Origin of the sequence: Halomonas sp. Cn5-12 (genome assembly GCF_021532545.1) — a bacterium.
Taxonomy (GTDB): Bacteria; Pseudomonadota; Gammaproteobacteria; order Pseudomonadales; family Halomonadaceae; genus Vreelandella; species Vreelandella aquamarina.
In genome coordinates this window covers 1-20,621 of record NZ_JAKGAY010000045.1, presented here as the reverse complement: position 1 = coordinate 20,621, position 20,621 = coordinate 1, and the positions used below count along the sequence as shown (strand labels likewise).

The 20,621-nt window shown below is 56.7% G+C and carries 15 protein-coding genes; 3 read left to right on the top strand and 12 right to left on the bottom strand.

Features of this window, described 5'->3' with window-relative positions; translation table 11 throughout:
- Window positions 1-203 precede the first annotated feature (203 nt).
- The 3 genes from L1249_RS16235 to L1249_RS16225 form a co-directional block, all read right to left on the bottom strand.
- Window positions 204-407, bottom strand: a complete 204-nt coding sequence (locus L1249_RS16235) for a cold-shock protein (RefSeq protein WP_009101184.1) — start codon at window positions 405-407, stop codon at window positions 204-206.
- Window positions 408-597: 190 nt separating this feature from the next.
- Window positions 598-2,277, bottom strand: coding sequence for a GMC family oxidoreductase (locus L1249_RS16230; protein WP_172416395.1), 1,680 nt, complete (start codon window positions 2,275-2,277; stop codon window positions 598-600).
- 27 nt (window positions 2,278-2,304) lie between these two features.
- Complete coding sequence (locus L1249_RS16225) at window positions 2,305-3,816, bottom strand: CoA-acylating methylmalonate-semialdehyde dehydrogenase (RefSeq protein WP_172416396.1); 1,512 nt, start codon at window positions 3,814-3,816, stop codon at window positions 2,305-2,307.
- 139 nt (window positions 3,817-3,955) lie between these two features.
- Between L1249_RS16225 and L1249_RS16220 the strand changes: the two genes are divergently transcribed.
- Window positions 3,956-4,864, top strand: a complete 909-nt coding sequence (locus L1249_RS16220) for a LysR family transcriptional regulator (protein WP_172416397.1) — start codon at window positions 3,956-3,958, stop codon at window positions 4,862-4,864.
- A gap of 228 nt (window positions 4,865-5,092) precedes the next feature.
- Window positions 5,093-5,275 (top strand): peptide-methionine (S)-S-oxide reductase, encoded by a 183-nt coding sequence (locus L1249_RS17735; protein ID WP_390623243.1) that lies wholly within the window; start codon window positions 5,093-5,095, stop codon window positions 5,273-5,275.
- Window positions 5,276-5,349: 74 nt separating this feature from the next.
- Here L1249_RS17735 and L1249_RS16210 read toward each other — a convergent pair whose 3' ends face one another.
- The 4 genes from L1249_RS16210 to L1249_RS16195 form a co-directional block, all read right to left on the bottom strand.
- A complete protein-coding gene (locus tag L1249_RS16210) occupies window positions 5,350-6,813 on the bottom strand; it encodes an NAD-dependent succinate-semialdehyde dehydrogenase (protein ID WP_044629511.1) in 1,464 nt (487 codons plus the stop codon).
- 23 nt (window positions 6,814-6,836) lie between these two features.
- Window positions 6,837-8,435: a sigma 54-interacting transcriptional regulator gene (locus tag L1249_RS16205; protein WP_082051447.1), complete on the bottom strand. Its 1,599-nt coding sequence runs from the start codon at window positions 8,433-8,435 to the stop codon at window positions 6,837-6,839.
- Between the two features lie 97 nt (window positions 8,436-8,532).
- Window positions 8,533-9,954, bottom strand: coding sequence for a hypothetical protein (locus L1249_RS16200; RefSeq protein ID WP_172416398.1), 1,422 nt, complete (start codon window positions 9,952-9,954; stop codon window positions 8,533-8,535).
- A 77-nt stretch (window positions 9,955-10,031) separates the two neighbouring features.
- Window positions 10,032-11,204 (bottom strand): iron-containing alcohol dehydrogenase, encoded by a 1,173-nt coding sequence (locus tag L1249_RS16195; protein ID WP_172416399.1) that lies wholly within the window; start codon window positions 11,202-11,204, stop codon window positions 10,032-10,034.
- Window positions 11,205-11,778: 574 nt separating this feature from the next.
- Here L1249_RS16195 and L1249_RS16190 point away from each other — a divergent pair.
- Window positions 11,779-13,161: an NAD-dependent succinate-semialdehyde dehydrogenase gene (locus tag L1249_RS16190; protein ID WP_058576843.1), complete on the top strand. Its 1,383-nt coding sequence runs from the start codon at window positions 11,779-11,781 to the stop codon at window positions 13,159-13,161.
- Between the two features lie 103 nt (window positions 13,162-13,264).
- On the opposite strand, the gene L1249_RS16185 is transcribed toward L1249_RS16190, so the two are convergent.
- From L1249_RS16185 to L1249_RS16165, 5 genes are all read right to left on the bottom strand, one after another.
- The gene (locus tag L1249_RS16185; protein WP_172416400.1) at window positions 13,265-13,744 is read right to left on the bottom strand and encodes a phosphatidylglycerophosphatase A family protein; all 480 of its coding nucleotides are present in this window, start codon (window positions 13,742-13,744) and stop codon (window positions 13,265-13,267) included.
- The gene (locus tag L1249_RS16180) at window positions 13,744-14,472 is read right to left on the bottom strand and encodes a tellurite resistance TerB family protein (RefSeq protein ID WP_044629516.1); all 729 of its coding nucleotides are present in this window, start codon (window positions 14,470-14,472) and stop codon (window positions 13,744-13,746) included. The genes L1249_RS16185 and L1249_RS16180 overlap by 1 nt, the downstream gene beginning before the upstream one ends.
- A gap of 109 nt (window positions 14,473-14,581) precedes the next feature.
- A complete protein-coding gene (locus L1249_RS16175) occupies window positions 14,582-17,647 on the bottom strand; it encodes an AAA family ATPase (RefSeq protein WP_172416401.1) in 3,066 nt (1,021 codons plus the stop codon).
- The gene (locus L1249_RS16170; RefSeq protein WP_172416402.1) at window positions 17,644-18,792 is read right to left on the bottom strand and encodes an exonuclease SbcCD subunit D; all 1,149 of its coding nucleotides are present in this window, start codon (window positions 18,790-18,792) and stop codon (window positions 17,644-17,646) included. The genes L1249_RS16175 and L1249_RS16170 overlap by 4 nt, the downstream gene beginning before the upstream one ends.
- Before the next feature lie 109 nt (window positions 18,793-18,901).
- The gene (locus tag L1249_RS16165) at window positions 18,902-20,491 is read right to left on the bottom strand and encodes an SLC13 family permease (RefSeq protein ID WP_235253735.1); all 1,590 of its coding nucleotides are present in this window, start codon (window positions 20,489-20,491) and stop codon (window positions 18,902-18,904) included.
- Between the last annotated feature and the right edge of the window lie 130 nt (window positions 20,492-20,621).

Genomic DNA, 20,621 nt, shown 5'->3' with positions numbered 1-20,621 from the left:
CACCCTTGCCGTCGGCTAGCACTTCCCCTTACCGGGCGTGCAGGGGACTTTCACCCCCAAGTCATCCTGAGGCACCACCCCCAGGAACAGCGCCTATCAAGGCGCTACGCGCCGTGCCTGGCGCACAACAAAAAACCCCGCACGAAGGCGGGGTTTTTCTACAGACTGACCCGTAGGTCAGCTGACAACATCATTCGTTCAGATTACAGAACTTTGATGTTGGAAGCCTGAAGGCCTTTTTTACCCTGGGTGACGTCGAAGGAAACCTTCTGGCCGTCTTGCAGAGTTTTGAAGCCGTCAGCTTGAATTTCGGAGAAGTGAGCGAACAGGTCGTCGCCATTGTCGTCCGGAGAAATGAAGCCGAAGCCTTTAGTGTCGTTAAACCACTTAACGGTACCAGTTGCCATGATCGAAATCCTCGATAAAGCTTAATGTAGAGCCGGGTAATACCCGAGTTGCAGTGGGTAGAACAAGAAACTTTCACCAGACTCAACGCTAGAGCGTTTCGATACTGCTGACAACGTTCGACTTGCTAACCAACTGCATTCAGCATGCGCTTAACCAAGCCGCACGTCAACACTATGATGAAAAAAAATGTCAATGCAATGAATTTTCTTTAAAAATCCATCCAGCTGCTTTTTCAGCGATCATTAACGTGGGCGAATTGGTGTTTCCACTGGTGATGGTAGGCATTACGCCCGCGTCCGCGATCCGTAATCCCACCACCCCAAGTACCCGCAATTTTTCATCCACTACCGCCATTGGGTCATCACGTTTGCCCATCCGCGTGGTGCCGACCGGGTGAAAAATCGTCGTGCCAATATCTCCCGCTAGCCGCGTTAGCTCGTCATCGGTTTGATACTCAACGCCCGGCTTTACCTCTTCAGGCAAATATTTAGCGAAGGCAGGCTGTTCGGCGATACGCCGGGTTACCCGCAGCGAATCAGCCGCCACCTTGCGATCCTCCGGCGTGCTGAGATAGTTCGGCGAAATCGCCGGTGCCTGACGCGGGTCGGCGCTTTTCAAACGCACCGTTCCTCGGCTGGTAGGATTCAGGTTGCATACGCTCGCGGTAATGGCCGGATACGGATGCAGCGGCTGCCCAAAGGCCTCTAGGCTGAGCGGCTGCACGTGATACTGAATATTGGGATACGGCTGATCGTCAGAACTGCGGGTAAACGCGCCAAGCTGAGAAGGCGCCATGCTCATCGGCCCGGTGCGCTTAGTCACATACTCCCAGCCAATCCCCGCCTTGCCCCACAGCGTACTGGCAATAGCATTGAGCGTTTTGGCATTACTGACACGATACACCGAGCGAATCTGGAGGTGATCTTGCAGGTTTTCGCCCACCCCAGGCAGGTCGTGCACTACCTCAATGCCGTGCTCGCGTAGATGCTCAGCAGGCCCGATGCCCGATAGCTGCAGCAGGTGGGGCGAGCCAATCGCGCCAGCACACAGCACGACTTCCTTGCTGGCCTGCACGCGCAGAGTCTTGCCTGCTCGCACCACTTCGACTCCTTCGCAGCGCGGGACGGCCTGATCACGGTCGAAGCAGAGCCGATTCACCTGGGTCGAGTGCCAAAGCGTCAGGTTGTCGCGCTTTAGCGCGCTGCGTAAAAAGGCCTTAGCGGTGTTCCATCGCCAGCCGTCACGTTGGTTTACCTCAAAATAGGCAACCCCTTCATTACTACCCCGGTTGAAGTCGTCGGTGCGGGGAATTCCCGCCTGCACCGCTGCTTCGGCAAAGTCATCCAACACTTCCCATTTCAGGCGCTGCTTCTCGACCCGCCACTCGCCGCCATGGCCATGAAAAGCACGGTAAGTCTCATCACCGTCGCTACCTTCATCCAGCCGGTAGTGGTTTTCGTGTTTGATAAAGTCCGGCAGGCAGTTCTCCCAGCGCCACTCGTCGCTACCGGTAACCTCCGCCCAGTGGTTGTAATCCCGCGCTTGGCCGCGCATGTAGATCATGCCGTTGATGCTGGAGCAGCCCCCCAGGGTTTTACCTCGGGGGTAGATCAGCGAGCGGCCATTAAGCCCCTTGTCCGGCTCAGTACGAAACAGCCAGTCGGTGCGCGGGTTATTGATGCAATAAAGGTAGCCCACTGGAATATGGATCCAGTGGTAGTTATCCCGACCACCCGCTTCAATCAGCAGCACTTTGTTTGCAGGGTCGGCGCTTAGCCGATTGGCCATCAGGCACCCTGCGGTGCCTGCGCCAATCACGATGTAATCAAACGCTTCTGCGGTGGGATGAGTGGTTGTATTTGTTGGCATGGGCTTGGCTCCCGTAACGGTCAGGCGTTACTTCGCCGTCGGCATCACAAACTCAGCACCCGTGTCGATGGAGTCCGACCAGCGCTGCATGATCGACTTCTGTTTGGTGTAGAAGCGCACGCCCTCTTCGCCATACGCGTGAGTATCGCCAAACAACGAGCGCTTCCAGCCGCCAAAACCGTGCCACGCCATAGGCACCGGAATCGGTACGTTGATGCCGACCATGCCCACCTGAATCCGGCGGCCAAATTCCCGGGCAACGCTGCCGCTTTCAGTAAAACAACTCACCCCGTTGCCAAACTCATGGTCGTTGATCAGTTGGATGGCGGTAGCCACATCCGGTACGCGCACGCACACCAGCACAGGGCCAAAGATCTCCTCTTTATAGATAGTCATCTCCGGCGTGACGTGATCGAACAGGGTGCCGCCCATCCAGAAACCGTCAGCACAACCCTCACCCGCTTGAGTGCTATCAAACTCGCGACCATCGACAATAAGCTGCGCGCCTTCTGCCACGCCCTTTTCGATGTAGCCGGTGATCCGCTGATGCGCTTGGCGGGTCACGATGGGCCCCATCTCCGCATCCAGCTGCATGCCATCTTTGACTTTCAGCGCCTTAGCCCGCTCGGTGAGCATCGGCACGACTTTATCGGCCACATCGCCGACCAGCACGGCCACGCTAATCGCCATGCAGCGCTCGCCGGCACTTCCGTAGGCGGCGCCAATCAGCGCATCCACTGCTTTATCCAGATGGGCGTCTGGCATCACCACCATATGGTTTTTCGCCCCACCCAGTGCCTGTACGCGCTTACCGTGCTTCGCGCCACGCTCGTAGATCAGGTTGGCAATGGGCGTGGAGCCGACAAACGACAGCGCTTTAACGTGAGGGTGGTCAATCAGTGCTTCGACGGAGTCTTTATCGCCCTGCACCACGTTGAACACGCCATCGGGTAGACCTGCCTGCGTTAGCAGATCCGCGATCATCAGCGAGGCGCTAGGGTCCAGCGGGCTGGGCTTGAGAATGAAAGTATTACCGGCGGCAATGGCGATGGGGAACATCCACATCGGCACCATCGCCGGGAAGTTAAATGGCGTGATACCGGCGACCACGCCCAGCGGCTGGCGCACGGTCCAGTTATCGATGCCGGAGCTAACCTGCTCGGTGTAATCACCCTTTAATAGCTGGGGAATACCGCAGGCAAACTCGACAATATCAATACCCCGTGCCACTTCGCCCTGGGCATCGGTAAATACCTTTCCGTGCTCTTTGGTGATTGCTTCGGCCAGGGCATCTTTATTGGCGTTCAGCAGCTCCAGGAATTTAAACATTACCCGAGCGCGGCGAATAGGCGGCGTATCGGCCCAGGCTGGAAATGCCGCCTGGGCGGCTTGCACGGCGGTGTCCACATCAGCGGCCGAAGCCAGGGCAACGCGGCCAGTGACCTGTCCAGTGGCAGGGTTGAACACATCCTGGGCGCTGCCGGAGGCGCCTTCGCTGCGTTGGCCGTTAATAAAATGATGGATGGCGTTGGTTGTCATTGTCGCTACCTTTATAAACATCGTTTAAGTGATGAGGAGAATCTGCCCTAGACTACCCGGCGCCACAGGCCAAGCAATTGAGTAATTTTTAACCCGGATATAAGCTCTACTAATAACATGACAACGAAGGTCATCGACCATGCAGGAGTACGCCACGCTACGGGCCTTTGTGGCCGTTGCCCACACCGGCAGCGTCTCAAAGGCGGCCGAGCAGCTTCATCTGACCCAGCCCGCGGTTAGCCTAAAGTTGAAGCAGCTACAGCAACATCTGGGCCTAACGCTGTTTACCCGCCGCCCACAAGGGTTAACGCTCACCGCCGATGGTTACGCCTTGCTACCGGCCGCTGAAAATGCCCTGGCCAGCGCGCTGGCCTTCGAGCAGAGCGCCAGCGCGTTACACAGCACCCTGCGCGGCAAGCTGCGCATCGGCACTATCGTGGACCCTGAATTCATCCGCCTGGGCGATTTTCTCAGCCGCTTGATGGCCCGCGCGCCACAGCTGGAAACCGAGCTTCACCACGGCATGAGCGGCAGCGTATTGGACAGCGTTGAGCAAGGGGAGTTGGATGTGGGCTTTTTTCTCGCCCCGCCCGGCGAAGGCACCGGCAATCCTGCGCTCGCATGGCGAGAGTTAACTCACTTTCACTACCACGTGGTGGCACCGCCGAGCTGGGAAGCCAAACTTGCCGACACCCGCTGGGAGGCGCTTGCGCAACTACCCTGGATTGTAACTCCCACCGTGTCAGCGCATTCACGACTACTTAAGCGGGCGCTGGCCGCAAGCGGCGCGACCCCGAACCGTGTTGCCCAGGTCGACCAAGAGGCGTGTATGCTAGATTTAGTCAGAGCAGGCGTGGGCCTGAGCCTAGCACGAGACGCGCTGGCCATGGCCGAACGCCAAGAGAGCGGCTTGGCGGTGGCAGACAACGTTCGCCTGCCCTGCGCATTAAGCCTGATCTGGCGCAGCGACCGCGCCACCGAGCCCACGATTAAAGCCGCACTAGACACCCTCAATACGGTGTGGCCGCATCGTCTAAGGTCGCTGTAAGGAAGCGGAACCTCTCGACACTAATGGACTCAATTGCGAGCGTTGACTCGCCACCTCCACCGGAGTGTTTGCAACGACCCGATTTCCCAATATTCGCCCCTTAACCCTGTGCGTGATGGCCGCTGCCGGTTTTGCGAGCGCATCACTCCAAGCGCAGTCCAATGCAGAGGCCACCTTTGCCGGCGGCTGCTTCTGGTGCATGGAGCCTCCTTACGATAAACGGTGGGCGTGAGTGCCACTATCTCAGGCTACATGGGCGGCGAGCTTGAAAACCCCACTTACGAGCAGATCTCCCGGGGCGGGACTGGCCATATTGAAGTCGTACAAATCGAGTATGACGATAGCCGTATTATCGCTGATGGCAGTGACTTTTTCAGAGTTTCCGTAGTAATACGAAGCCCACTAGACTAAAAGTCTAGTGGGCTTCAAAGAACGCCTCACAGAGAGCGCGTAAATAAAACGACCTTTATACCCTTAAGTGTTTGTTATTCAGCCATTTGCTTAATACCCAAACACAGATACTTCAGCTCGGTGTATTCATCGATGCCATAGCGTGAGCCCTCACGACCGATGCCCGACGATTTGACACCCCCAAAAGGCGCCGAAGCGGTCGAGATGAGCCCCGTATTAATGCCCACCATGCCGTACTCCAATGCTTCCGATACGCGCCAGATCCGTGACACGCTTTCAGCATAGAAATACGCCGCTAACCCATACTCCGTATCATTGGCCTGACGAATAACCTCCGCTTCCGTCTCAAACCTGAATACCGGCGCCAATGGCCCAAAGGTTTCCTCGCGAGCACATGCCATATCAGCGGTTACGTCAGCCACAACTGTTGGCTCAAACCAGGTACCGCCTAAGGCGTGTCGCTTACCACCGGTGATTAAGCGACCACCTTTATCGAGTGCATCCTGCACATGGGCTTCAACTTTCTCTACCGCCTTTTCAGAGATGAGTGGCCCCACCTCTACGCCTTCGGCGCTACCTTTACCGACACTCAGTTCACTGGTGCGCTGGGCCAAACGTTCAACAAATGCGTCGTAAACACCGCTTTGCACATAAATACGATTAGCGCAGACACAGGTTTGCCCAGCATTACGGAACTTACTGTCTAGCGCTCCGGTAACCGCATCTTCAATATCGGCATCGTCAAACACAATAAAGGGCGCATTACCGCCAAGCTCAAGAGACACCTTTTTGACCGTTGGAGCACAGGCAGCCATTAAATGCGCGCCCACTGGGGTAGAACCGGTAAAGCTCAGTTTGCGCACAATCGGGCTATCTGTCAGCACGGGGCCAATCGTTTTGGCATCACCAGTAACAATATTAATCACCCCGGCAGGAATGCCCGCTTGCTCGGCTAACGCCGCTAGCGCAAGCGCCGTCAACGGGGTTTCCATAGCGGGCTTAACGATAATCGTACAACCCGCCGCCAAGGCAGGCGCCACCTTACGGGTAATCATGGCCGCAGGGAAGTTCCACGGCGTAATCGCCGCACAAACGCCCACCGGCTCACGGGTAACAATGATGCGTTTATCAGTCGCATGACCGGGAATAGTATCGCCGTATAACCGCTTCGCCTCCTCAGCGAACCACTCGATAAAGCTGGCCGCATAGCCGATTTCACCGCGCGCCTCTTTTAACGGCTTCCCTTGCTCCAAGGTCATCAGCTCGCCTAGCGCTGCCTCATTTTCCATAATCAGTGCATGCCAGCGTTTTAAAAGCTGCGAACGTTCCGCCGCGGTTTTAGCACGCCAAGCAGGCAGTGCGGCATTTGCAGCGTCAATAGCCTGACTGACTTGCTCCGCACTCAAGCTAGGGACATGGCCAAGCGTCTCACCGCTAGCAGGGTCGGTGACCGCGACACTACTGCCATCCGTTGCGGCCACCCACTGGCCGTTAATATACGCGTCTTGTTTAAAAAACGTTTGCTTGGAGATAGACATTATTTTTCCTTTCAAAGTGAAGGTTAGATAAGTTCTTGACGCCAACGTCGCTGTTTTTTGACCAGCGTAGATTGATCGATGCCCAATGCAGCGGCTGCCGCTCGGGTCGTACCATGGCGAGCAAGCGCCTGTTGAATGACTTGCTGTTCAAACTGCATTACCTGCTGGCGAAGATCACCACTCACGGGCGGTTGGCTAAACAGAGTGCTTGGGAATATCTCGCTCGGCAGTGCCGTTGCGGTTATCTCATCGTCTGAAACCGTGACGGATAAACGCTCGGTTAAGTTGATCAGCTCACGAATATTGCCAGGCCACGAATAGCTAGAAAGTAACTCCAACGCCTCGGGGCTCCAGACCCGTTCTACCCCATGCAACTGATTAAAATGGTCTAAGTAATAGTTCAGCAATGGAATCACCTCATCGCGCCGTTGCCGCAAAGGGGGCAGCCAGAGCGGCACCACGCTAATGCGATAAAACAGATCCTCGCGAAAAAGCCCTTGCTTGACCCGTTCATTCAAATCCTGGTGGGTAGCGGTAATCAGACGTACGTTGGCATGACGAAAAACCGTTCCCCCTACTGGCAGGTAGCGGTTTTCTTCCACCACTTTGAGCAGCTTCACCTGCAATGCGAGAGGTAAATCGCCAATTTCATCCAGAAAAAGCGTACCGCCATGAGCCACATCCAATAGCCCCTGTTTGCCTCTAGGGGACGCCCCGGTAAATGCGCCTGCGGTGTAACCAAACAGCTCCGCTTCCAGCAACCCTTCAGAGAATGCCGTACAGTTAAGCTCCATAAAAGGCCCATCCGCACGGTCGCTTTGCTGATGTATATAGCGGGCCAACATCGTTTTACCGGTGCCAGTTTCACCGTGAATCAGGATCTTCGCCGTTGTTTTCGCGACTCGACTGGCAAGCGCAAAGCAGGGCTCCGTTTGTTGGCTGGTGATCACCCCCGGCGCGCTTAGCGCCATAACCTCGGGCACTTTATATGCCTCGCGGATGCGCTGAATTTGCTCTAGCTGCTCTTGGGCATGTTTCGCCAGTAGCAACTCAGTGATATCCCGAACACTGGTAACCACATAAGCAATCGAGCCATCGGCACTGAACATAGGCGTTCCAGTGACCACGATCTTGCGGCTGTTGTGGATAGTCTGCGCCAGCGTAATCGGGCGGCGTTCACGGATGACTTCCAACGACGCGGATTTTGAAATAAACCCCGCTTTCACCAAATCCGCCATATGAAAGCCCACTACCTCAGCGCGCGAAATGCCGGTGATACGCTCATAGGCTTTATTGATCGTTACCGTAATACCGTTGGCATCGGTGATATAAACCCCGTCATGCAAAGCATCCAACAGTGAACGCATCGGCTCTTGGTCAAAACCAAAAGCATCTACGCTTTCAGCTTCCACCGGCGGTTTAATACCGGTGACACGGTAGCGAATACACTCGCCCACCAGCTGGCCCAACGCCGCCTCACATTGCGCCTTTTCGATATCGGTACGGGTCAACACCCCAATCACCTGGCCTTGGGTATCAAAGACTTCCACCGCATCAGTGCCGTGTAAATCAAATAACGGCAGGGCGGCTTCCAGTGAAAGCCCCTCTTCGATCCGTTGCATAACAGTTCCTCTCACAGGCCAGGTCCACCGCCTAAGCGGTGAACGCTGGTTTTCTAACCTTTTTTTGACGGTTAAACCACTATAAAGGCAGAGACTGTTATTTGCGCAATGGCACTTCCGGCTCAGGATCCTCGACGGGCTGGGATGCCTCATCCCAATCCTTAACGAAGGTTTTATCCACCTCCCCGGAGAAGAAGCGCTTACCGTAAATTAACACGCAAAGTAAAATGCCCACCCCAAAGGCCCAGGTAGCGCCCTTTATCACCAGCATGGCCGCGATAATGCCCGCGATACCCAAGTCCCGCTGGCTGCGCGCTTCCATAATGCCGATGCGCACACTGACATAGCCTTGAATCAACAGCGTCAGCGCCAGCGCAATCCCCAGAATAGGCTCCACCAGGCTCACGATCGGCAGCAACAACAGCCCCGTATTCGTCCCCCAGCGAAACGAACCAGAACCACCGAAGATAGAGTTCATCGCCGCTTTGCCCTGCTTATAACGCTCAACCGTTACCACATGCATCGCAGCCCAAAGCGGACCACACATCACCACATCAGGGCCAAAAATACTCATCCCAAAGTTACGCCCACCAAAAATCATATGAGCGCGGTTAGGGTTATAGTCAATTTTTTCATCCTGGCGCTTCTCATCAGCCTCTTCCAAAAGTGCCTTGCTTTGAAGCACATCGCCAAATAGCACAATGTAGGCCGCAATAACGGTCGGAATGGCCGTTAAAAACATCATCAACGGAGGTAAACCAACGCCAAATACCGTGTATTCACTGAACATCAGCGCGAAATCAGGCTGACTAAAGCCCCACTCAACGTCAGGCCAAGGCGCCTCACCAAACAGCGGAGCCACCACAATCGCCAGCACGATAATCGGGAAAATACCCAGTTTACCCACGGCACCCCACAGGCCGCCCTGCGCTTTAAGCTTGTTGAAATGGCGAGAGAAAATCAGATAAAACGCGACACCTACGGCAATCGCAATAGTAAAGGGGTACTGTTCAAAGCGGCCGCCTTCATCAAACACCACCACAATAGCGGCTAACCCTGCGCCCATAATGACCCCTGCTTTGATGGCAGAAGGAATGAGCCGCACCACTTTACTGGCCATACCCGTTACCCCCAGGCCCAGTGCCAGTATCCCCAACATCATCTGAAAGGCAATCAGCGCATGCACCCTGTCTACCCCCTCGGGAAAGGTCGACACATAAGCCATCAACAGCGGAATAGCAGGTGTGATCCACCCTGGAATGACAGGGTCACCCAACAGGTGATGCAGCAAATAAAGCAAGCCATTTAAAATGACGATGGCCAACGCCGCTTCAAACGGCATGCCCAGTAGCTGCATCATCAATGGGATCGCGGCAAGATCCACCGCGCACATCAAAAGCCCTTGCAGGTAATCGGGCAGTTCAAAACGATAATGGTAAAACGGCAGGCGTAGCTTAAACGGCCCTAGTGGTGTGTACGGGCTTTCTTCACCGTCAACGCGTTGCTTCCAAGCGCTCATGGCATGGACTCCTGTTTAAAGTTGTTAGTATTTTTAATAAACGTTTTGTCGTTATAGCGTTTTTAATTAGCGACGAATTAATAAGCGGCGTGGTAAATCGCCTCAACATCCGCAAGCGTTAATACCCGCGGGTTATTACGCAGCAAACGTTCCACCTTAATGGCCTCGGCGGCCAACTCAGGAATGTCGGATTCAGGAATATCAAACGAGCGTAAACCGGAAGGAATCTCCACATCAGCACACAGCTTATGCATGCGCTGGATAACCGCTTCGGCGACAGCATCATCCGAAAGCCCAGCCACGGGTTCATCAAAGGCCACCGCAATGCCCCGAAAGCGCTCGACGCAGGCCAGCTTGTTCCACTCCATTACGAAGGGCAGTAACAGCGCATTCGTCACCCCATGGGCCAAGTGGTAGCGCCCACCTAACGGATACGCCAATGCATGGACTGCGCCCACGCCAGCATTACCAAAGGCAAGGCCTGCCAGCAGGCTACCGGTGGCCATATCTTCACGGGCCTGGAGATTGTTGGGATTGGCAAACGCCTTGGGGAGCGCATGCACAATGAGGTTCATTGCCTTAACCGCCAAAGCATCGGTAATCGGCGTGGCAAAGTTAGATAGATACGCCTCCACTGCATGGACCAACGCATCCACCCCGCTGGCCGCCGTCACAGAGCGTGGGCAACTCAGCGTAAGCTCAGGGGCGACAATCGCGACATCCGGTAATAAGCAGTCACTGACGATGCCCTTTTTCATCTGTTGGGCTTTATCCGACAGAATCGCGATATTGGTCACTTCAGAACCGGTACCCGCCGTGGTGGGCATGGCGACCAAAGGTATTGTGCGTTGGTCAACCTTGTTCTCGCCAAACAACGCCTCCAGCGGACCTTCGTAGTGCGCATATACCGCTACACACTTAGCGATGTCCATGGCACTCCCGCCGCCTACAGCGATGACGCTGTCATGCTTGCCAGCATTAAACGCACGGGTACACATTTCGACTATTTCTACTTCCGGCTCGGGCGTTACCTGATCAAACACCTCATAGCTCACCTTTAGAGCCGTGAGCTGCTCAGTAATCATATCCAGCGTGCCAGAAGCCACCACGCCGCTATCGGTAACGATTAAGGGCCGCTGCATACCCAACGATTGAACATAAAGCTGCAACTGCTGTGCGGCCCCATGGCCGGTAATCAGCTTACCGGCGCTTTTAAAGCTACTCACTTGATTAAAGCTACTTAACTGCATATGGCGCTTCCTGTTAACTTTTATTGGTTGCTTTACCAGCTCGATTATCAAACCGAGAATAACGCTGGCCACTTTTTACCTAGCAAACACCATGCCAACCAAGAAAAATTAACAACCATATGATTTAATTGATAAAAAAATTAAAGATAAAATCATGCAGGTATATGGGATGCAAAAAATCATCGAATAACGACATTTTGATGACTTAATTCATCAGCGTAACCATAGCGGTACTCCGGCACGCAGCAGAGACCAGCTGAAGAGGAAGGCGATGTCTCACCTTCGGAAGCTTCAGAGGCTCCCGATGCGAGTCGCGAAATACTTCAAAGCCCCGCCAATCCAATACGCCGCATCATAGCTATTTTATTGCCGGGTTAATAATACCGACACCCTTAGCGAGCTGGACCGCGAATGCCGCTCACGCGGAGTCGCCTGGAACGACGCCGAATACTTTTATTATGCAGAGGCACTCAGTTTGTACTAGAGTGGATGTGCATTAGAAATAGACTGGTCGACTAAACGCCCAGGAGCTGGACGTCATGACCCTCACATTGATCTAAAGATAGGAGATCTTATGAGCAACAGCATTACGACAGTGAACCCGACCACCGGCGAAACGCTTGAGACCTACACGCTGATGGATGAAAGCCAGGCCAAGCAGATAGTCGAGGCCAGTCATGAGGCGTTTTTAGATTGGCGGCTCAAGCCGCTAGAGCACCGTGCCAAGGTGGTGAAAGCGATTGGCGAAGCCATGAACGCACATAAAGAAGAGCTTACCGACCTGATGGTCAAAGAGATGGGTAAGCTGCCCTCGCAAGCGCGCGGGGAAGTGGATCTCTGCGTCGGCATTTGTGACTACACCGCCGAACATGGCCCCACCAAGCTGGCCGATGAAGAGCGCAAACCCGGCAACGGCGAGCGCGGTATTGTTACCTACTCCCCCATGGGCGTGATTTACGGCATTCAGCCGTGGAACTTCCCTGCTTACCAAGTGGTGCGTTACTCCATCGCCAATATTATGGCGGGCAACAGCGTGCTGCTAAAACACGCTGAAAACGTGACGGGCAGCGGCCTGCTGCTGGAAAAAATCTACCGCGAAGCGGGCCTGCCGGAAAACGTTTTCCGCACGCTGGTGATTTCACACGATGTATCCGACACCATCATCGCCCATAAAGCCGTGCGTGGTGTGACCTTGACCGGCAGCGACGGCGCTGGCCGCAAAGTGGCCGCCAAAGCCGCCGAGCATCTGAAAAAGACCGTACTAGAGCTAGGCTCCAACGATGCCTACTTGGTGCTGGACGATGCCGACCTGGACGTGGCGGTGGATACCTGCGTCACTGGCCGCGTGTTTAACGGCGGCCAAACCTGCGTAGCGGCAAAACGCTTTGTGGTCACCGAAAAGAACTACGAAGCGTTTAAAGAGCGCTACGTGGCACGCATGAAGGACTTAAAAGCAGGCGACCCGACCAAAGAAGATAGCGACCTAGGCCCGATGGCCCGTGTCGATCTTCGTGACGGCCTTCACAAACAGGTGGAAGAGAGCGTGCGTAAAGGCGCAAAAATCCTCTGCGGTGGCGAAAAACCAGAAGGTAAAGGGGCATTCTACCCGGTCACCGTGCTGGATAACGTCACCCCCGGCCAGCCCGCCTATGACGACGAGCTGTTTGGCCCGGTTGCCGCGTTGATTCGTGCCAAAGATGATGAAGATGCCATGCGCATCGCCAACGACAGCCGCTACGGCTTGGGCGGCGGCATCATCTCCAAAGACGTGAAGCGCGCCACCGAGCTTGCCAGCAAGTATTTCGATACCGGCATGGTGTTTATCAACGGCTTTGGTGTGGCAACGCCTGAAATGCCGTTTGGCGGCGTGAAAGATTCCGGCTACGGCCGTGAGCACGGCGGCTTTGGTATGCACGAGTTCGTCAACATTAAATCGGTGATTGTGGTGCAAAGCTAACATCGCCAAGCCCATCGGCTTACGATGGGCTAATCCATAAAAACGCCGCAGTGTCGTTTATGACCTGCGGCGTTTTTATGGGTAGCGTATTTTAAAAGTGGCGTTAGACGATTTTCTGCTGCCAACGCTGCCATAGCGTCACTATCAGCGCGACCACCAGCCAGCTTACCAGCGCGGCAATCACATCATCCAACACAATGCCCAACCCACCGGTGACATACTCCGCTAAATGAATAGGCGGCGGTTTTAAAGCATCAAAAAAGCGGTAGACGCCAAACGCCAGGGCCAGAACCAATGGATGGCGAGCGGCTTTTAGCCCTAGCACCGCGAGCGGAAAAGCGACGTACTCATCGGCAACGATGCTGCCATGGTCCAGGCCATCATAATGCCACGCAGCAATATGACAGACCGGCACGGCCGCTATCAGCATCAGCGCGATGATGACCGCCTGCTGCCCGGTTGAGCGGCCCAAGAGCCACCACGCCAGTGGCAAGCCAATCAATGAACCAAAAGTGCCTGGCGCAACGGGCGCTAGCCCCAGCCCAAAGCCGGTAGCTAGCCAAAAATTAAACGTATCGAGCATTAGCCAGCCTGCTGTGCCTGACGTTCAAGCTCCGCCGCCATTTCTGGCGTTAGGTTTAGCGCGCTGGCGAGTTGATCCAGCCAAGCCCGCTCCATGGGGTTTTGGTCGTCAATCACTGCCACGCTGATCAGGTACATCTCGCGGGCCGCCTGGGGGGAATCCGCTTCACGGGCGAGAGCCTGAGCATCCAGCGGCGCTTTTAGCTGCTGTTCCACCCAGCGGTGCATCTCCTGATCCGCGCCTAGGGCATCAATCTGATCGGTGATCAGCGCCTGCTCCTGCTCATCGATATGACCATCGGCCCGTGCGGCCATAATCATCGCCTGCAGCAGTTCCAGGCTGCGGCGCTCTTGAACCTCGCCGCTCAACACCTCGACACGCTCGCCTTCTGATGAGGATTGGGTCGCCGCTCCTTTCTTTTCCTGAGAGCTTTGCCACGCTTTCCACGCCAGCATGCCTACACCCGCAATCGCGCCATATTTCAACGCTTTACCGCCCATGCTGCGGCCACGTTTTGAACCCACCAGCATGCCCAGGGCACCGCCGCCCAGCAGGCTTTTCACATCAAAACCGCTGGAACCGCTGCTTTGACGTGTACCTTGGCTGCTATTACCGCCTAAATGGCGGGAGAGCCCATCAATCACGCCTTTGACATCCATGCCGCCGCTGCTGCCTTTGCTACCACTGGCCTGGCTCATCAGCTGCTGTAGAATTTTGCTTGCGTTCATCCTTGCACTCCTCAATAAACATTCATTCGACGGGTCGAACGCGGGTCGTTTAACCCTTGTTATAACGCATACTACATGAATGCAGCATGAATTAACCTTGCGCTAGCGCTTAGCTCAGCGCCCCTTTCACCTCGACCGAACTGCCATGACGGCTAGCGCTCACCTCAATACGAACCGGCATCTGCTCTTTAAGTTCGCTGACGTGGGAAATAATCCCAATCATGCGGCCACTCATTTGCAGCTCGCTCAGCATGGCAATGGCTTGGTCCAGGGCGTCTTGGTCCAGGCTGCCAAAGCCTTCATCTATGAATAGCGTATCCAACTGAATACCGCCCGCGTAGGCTTGCACCACATCGGAAAGCCCCAGCGCCAGCGACAGCGCCGCCATAAACGACTCCCCACCAGAGAGCGTGGCCACCGGGCGATTTTTGCCGGTGTAGGTATCGGCCACGTCCAGCTCAAGGCCAGACGCTTTATTGCCTTTAGTGGGGTCTTCCCGGCGCACCAACTGGTAGCGCCCACGGCTCATGCGCACCAAACGTTCAGACGCTTGAATCAACACATCATCCAGCAGCACGCCCAGTACGAAGCGCTGCAGGCTAATGCGATGGCCGGTGCGGCCATTGGCGACGTCGCTCAGCGTGCCCCACAGCTGGTATTGGGCTTCCAGCTCCGCCTGGGAGGCGTGGGCAGCCGTCAGCTTTTGGTGAATGTTTTGCAGCGTGGTTAATCGCCCATCCAGTTGCCGCCACGCCTCTAGCTGGCTGTTTTCTTGAGCCTGTGCACTTTCAGCCTGGGCAGTCAGTGCGGCAAGATCCGGCGGTATTTTTTCCGCCAGCTGGGTTTGGTAATTCTCTAGCGCGCCCTCAAGCTCGGCCAAGCGGCGTTGATACGCCTCTACCCGATGCGTCAGCTCGTGCCGCTGGGCATCATTCAGTTGGGCAGCCTGATATTCCGCCTCATCAGCAAAGGGGCTAGCCTGCAGCGCGGCCTGCCACTCGGCGTGAGCCTGCTGAAGCGACTGCTCGCTACGCTCGACCCGCTCGTTCGCCCCGCGCAGCTGCTCTTCCGCCCGCGCCAGTTGGGTCTGGCTAGTCGAAAGCGCTTGCTGGGCACTCTCCCAGGCTTTTTCAAGCTGGGCGATGTGCTGCTCCAGCTCGGCCAGGGTTTGGCGCATTGCTTCGGGATAACGGGCGTCTTCTGGCAGCGATTGGCTCAGCTGGTCGCGCTGACTCTCTAAGCGAAGCGCGTGCTCTTTCGCCTTTTCCACCTCAGGCCGCTGGGCTTTTAGCTGTTTATCCAGCGTGCCCCACTCGCGTCGCAGCGCGTCCCGGGATTCGGTCTGTTGGCGAATCTCAGCGTCAACCTGCTCTCGGCGCTGCACCTGGCGGCGCAGGTCTTCATAGGCATTTTGCAAGGCAGACAGCGGTTGACTCACCCACTCCCCTAACTGCTGATTCAGTCGCTGGGCCTGCTCTGTGTGGCTGTCGATCTGTTGGGTGAGCTGATGGTGATGGCGCTCTGCCCGTTGTAGCGCTTGACGGGCCTGTTCCTGCGCTGCTCTGGCCTCTTCCACCTGTGCCTGGGTGACCAACTCAGCGCGATTTATCGCTGGGGCGGGATGTTCCAGGCTGCCACACACCGGGCAGGGGGCATCCTGCTCAAGGGTCCGCGCTAACAGCGCGGCCTGGCCATGGTGCCAGCGCATCTCCTGCTCAGTGGCGTAGCGTTCGGCACGCTTGGTCTCGCCTTGCTGGTGGCTGAGCGCGTTTTTAGCCTGCAGCTGTTGCGTGGTTAATGCCTGGTGCCGCTGGGTGAGTTCATCCAGCTCTTGGCGCAGGGCTAGCAGGTGGTGATGGCGGGTTAGCTCAGCGGGGGCGCTCGCCAGTTGCTGAAACTCACTCTGCAAGCGTTCCAGGTGAACGCCGATGGCTTCGCCTTGCTGGCGAATGCCATCTAGCTGCTGCTCATCGCGCTTAAGCGCCTCATCGGCCTGTTGCCAAACAGCCTGAGCTGTTTGAAAGTGCTCCTGCAGTTCACTGAGCTGCTGGCTTTTCTGGATAAACTCGCCCAGCTGGCGGTGCCGCTCCCTCATTACGGGGAGCTCCGCCTGCTGCTGGCGTGCCGTCTCTAGCGCCTGCTGTGCCTGTTCAGCGTGAGAGTGCCGCGTGATTAACGCGGCGTTTGCTTGGCGCTGCTCATCGTGGGCGGTAGCCAACGCCTGCTGCGCTTGGTCTAGAGCGGCTTTCTGGGGGCGCAGCGCCTGGGCATGGGTACTCTGCGCTAACCGCGCTTGGCTATTGTCTACCTCAGCGCGCTGCTCAAGATGACGGGCTTTATCGGCTGCCAGCGCGTCCCGCGCTTCAAATTGGCGCTGTAGCGCCAGGGCCTCATCGCGCTGCTGTTCGGCAAGTCGGCGCTTTCGCTGCGCGGTTTCAAAGCCTTCCCGCGCTTGGCCTACCTGTGGCACCAGCGCTTCCAGCTCTTGCGCCAACGCGGCTTCGCTCTCAAGCTCCCCCCCGGCAAGAATGCCATTGATATGCTGGCGATGATCGCTCACCGCCCGCTCGATTTGATTAGCCTGAGTGCGCAGGCGCTCTTCAATACGCTGGAACACCTGGGTTTGAAACAGCTGGGAAAAAATGACTTCGCGCTCTTTGGAGCCTGCCAGCAGCAGTTCGCGGAACTTACCCTGGGGGAGCACCATCACCTGACGAAACTGATTGGCGTCTAGGCCTATTAGCGCTTGCAGCTCCGCCGTGGCGTCGGTGACCTTACGCGCCACTAGGCACTCGTCCTCCTCGCCTTCTGGAGTGAGTCGCCACAGCTGGGCTTCTGCGGTTTGTGTCGTTGTGCCTTCGCCGCTGGCTTTGGGACGCTCCTGCAAAGGCACTCGGCGCACCCGATACATGGCATCACGCAGGCGAAACGTCAGGCTGACTTCGGTGAGCAGAGAGGCTTCCGCTTGGTCGCAGCGCATCTGGCCCGCGTCCCGCTCGTTGCCGGTGGTTTGGCCGTACAAAGCAAAACAAATCGCATCGAGGATCGAGCTTTTACCCGCGCCGGTGGGGCCGTTAATCAGAAACAGCGGGCTTCTGCCTAGCGCAGTAAAATCAATCGTCTCCCTACCCGCAAAGGGGCCAAAAGCCTGCATGGTCAGCGTTAATGGCGTCATGCTTGGCCCTCCTGCTCGCGACTCAGGGTGGTGATCAACTCGCTCATGGCACGGGCCTGGGCGTCGCTCATTGGCTCGCCGCTGGTTTGAGTGAAGAAGTCGCTGAACATATCCAGCGCGCTGAACGCGAGCCGCTCGCGGTCTAGCTGTTGGCGGCCTTTTGCTTCCAGCATGCCGGGCTTTTCCAGGTGCAGCACGTTGGGGTACACCGCCCGCAGTTTGCCTATGGGGTCGAGAATGGCGTGGCGGTCGGTGAGGCGCACCAGCAGATAGTCATCGGCGTGGGGGTCAGCGGCCCCTTGGGCCAGCAGCTGAGCCAGCTCACCTTCCAGCACGCGCACGTCCCGGCGGGGCAGCAGCGGATGGTGGGCTATTTGAGTGACACCTTCGCTGCCCACCTCAACAAGGGTGACGCCTTTGCGCTGGGTGGCTTCGGAAAAGCTGTACTTCAGCAGCGAGCCGCTATAGCGAATGTGCTCGCCACCGCGAATCTGGGGGCCGTGCAGATGGCCCAACGCCACGTAGTCGAAACTCTGCATGGGTTCCCACGCCACGCTTTCGGCACCGCCTAGGGTGAGCGGGCGCTCGGAGTCGCTGGAGGTGCCGCCATCCACAAAACAGTGGCTCATCAGTAGCGTCGGGCGGCCCGGCTGGCGCTGTGCCTCAATGCGCTCCAGCAGGTAGCGGTGGGCGCTATCGAAGTCGCGCACGTCCACGCCAAACGCGCTGCGCACGTACTCTGGGTCCGCGTAGGGGATGCCGAACACATCCACCGTGTCATCGCCAATCGTGAGCGTGACTGGCTGATCGCAAGTGGCTAAGTCAGTGAGAATATGCAGCCCGGCTTGGCGCAAATGGCGCGCGCCAAACCCCAGCCGCTCGGCACCGTCGTGATTACCGGAAATCATCACGACCGGCAGGCCGCGCTGCTCGCACAGCTCGACCAATATCTCATCCAGCAGCGTGACCGCCGCAGCGGGTGGCACCGAGCGGTCGTAAATATCGCCCGCGACCAGCACGGCATCCACCTGCTCGCGGTCGATGATCTCCAGCAACTGCTGCAACACATGACGCTGGTCATCCAGCAGGGAAAGGTTGTGAAATAGCCGCCCTAAATGCCAATCGGCGGTATGAAGTAATCGCATGACAGGCTCGATGAAAAAAGTGTGCGGTCATCATAGCAACCGCGCCTGCGTTTCACCCATGAAAAAGCCCCGCACGAGGCGGGGCGATTAATGCGGAACACGTCGCGGGTTAGTCTCTAAACGCATCCGGGTAGGTGGTGAGATCCACGCCCCACAGCATCGGCAGCAGGAAGTAGACCGCGGCCACGATCAACAGCATCGCAATGATGTTGAGCCAGAAACCGTTGCGCACCATCTCGATGATTTTGATTTTACCCGTGGAGAAGATGATCGCATTGGGCGGCGTGCCCACTGGCAGCATAAAGGCGCAGTTGGCCGCCATGGCCGCTGGCACCATCAGCACGAACGGATGAATATCGAGCGCCAGCGCCAGCGACGCCAATACCGGCAGGATCATGGTGGCCGTGGCTGTGTTGGAGGTGATTTCGGTCAGGAACAGTACCATGCCGGCCGCCAGCAGAATCACCAGCAGGAAGTTGACGCCTTCCAGCACGCTCATTTGGCCGCCAATCCAGGAAGCCAGACCCGACGAGCCAAAGCCCGCCGCAATCGCCAAGCCACCGCCGAACAGCAGTAAGATGCCCCACGGTACGTCTTTGGCCACATCCCACCCCAGCAGGCAGCCGCCTTTGTTGGGAGAAGGAATGAGAAACAGCGCCACGGCAGCGGTAATCGCAATCATGGTGTCGTTAATGCCGGGGATCGTCAGGATCTGCCCCTGCCATAGGAACGAGCGGGTAATCCAGAAAAACGCGGCGAACAGGAACACACCGAGTACCGCCTTCTCTTCGAAGGAGATCTTGCCCAGAGCTTCTTTCTCTTTGCGGATCAGCGCCCGGCCGCCCGGCAGCTTGGCGAATTTAATCGGATAAATAAAGCGTGTGAGCATCACCCAGCCAATCACCAGCAGCGTCACTACCACCGGGAAGGCAAACATCAGCCAGCCCGCGAAGGAAATCTCGACACCGAACAGCTCGTTCACGATCGCCGCCAGGATAATGTTCGGCGGCGTGCCAATGAGCGTGCCCAAACCGCCTATGGTGCCCCCGTAGCCCACGCCAAAAATCAGCGACTTACTGAACTTATCAATCTCGTCGCTGTGATCTCCTTCGGTTTTGTTCAGCTCCTGGGTCACCTGGTAGACAATGGCGGTGCCAATGGGCAGCATCATCATAACGGCAGCGGTATTGGATACCCACATGGATAAGAAGCCCGTGGCCGCCATAAAGCCAAACACGATGCTGTTAATGCTGGTGCCTAGCAAGGAGATAATCGACAGCGCGATGCGCTTGTGCAGATCCCACTTCTCCATTGCCAAGGCGATCATAAAGCCGCCCAGGAACAGGAAAATAATCGGGTTACCGTACGCCGCCGTTACAGCGCCACTCTCCAGCGCTCCGGTAATCGGCAGCAGAATAATGGGCAGCAGTGACGTCACCGGGATAGGAATGGCCTCGGTAATCCACCACACCGCCACCCATAAAGTAGTTGCCAGCACCATGCGCCCTTCGAAGCTCAAGCCGGCGGGGTGGAAAAACATCACGACCAAAGCAAACAGCAAAGGGCCCAGCACCAAGCCGATTTTCTGTGCCGTACTATACACGGGCGGACGGGGCGAATGGCCGCCGCTGCCCTGGCTCTTATGGGAGTCACTTCGGGATGAGGAGCCTCCAGCACTTGAGGTCGGCAACGCACACATCAGCCCGCCTTATTCATGAGGCCGACCTGAAAACGAAGATAGCGGATGGTATTCTCTTGAGAAATCAGAACGTTCCGGCAAGAACCTGAACCAAGAGAGCCATCCGCTATGGGTGAAAGCCTATCCACCT